Origin of the sequence: Pseudomonas sp. H26/SER47-MNA-CIBAN-0231, from assembly GCF_040310465.1 — a bacterium.
Lineage (GTDB): Bacteria > Pseudomonadota > Gammaproteobacteria > Pseudomonadales > Pseudomonadaceae > Aquipseudomonas > Aquipseudomonas atacamensis.
Genome location: NZ_JBEOPW010000122.1, coordinates 1 through 258, shown reverse-complemented (window position 1 = coordinate 258; position 258 = coordinate 1). Strand labels below are relative to the sequence as shown.

The following is a 258-nucleotide window of genomic DNA, read 5'->3' as shown; positions in this document are numbered from 1 at the left end:
GCCATTGGCGCCTCAGAAGCAGAAATTGTCACGGTCGCCATTCGTCGCACCAATATCGGTCAGAATAGCGATGAGCCCAATTTGCTTGATGTAATCTCCCCTGATAAATACACTATTTTGCCCAATACTGCCGGCTGTTTTGACGCCGAAACTGCGGTACGGACTTGCAAGCTGGCTCGCGAATTATTGGGTGGACATAATCTGGTTAAGCTGGAAGTCTTGGGTGATGAAAAAACCCTTTATCCAAATGTGATGGAA

Annotated in this window: 1 pseudogene; it reads left to right on the top strand. The window is 47.3% G+C overall.

Going from position 1 to position 258, the window contains the following annotated elements:
* Positions 1–258: pseudogene (locus AAEZ10_RS27530) on the top strand (thiazole synthase); the annotation flags it as partial.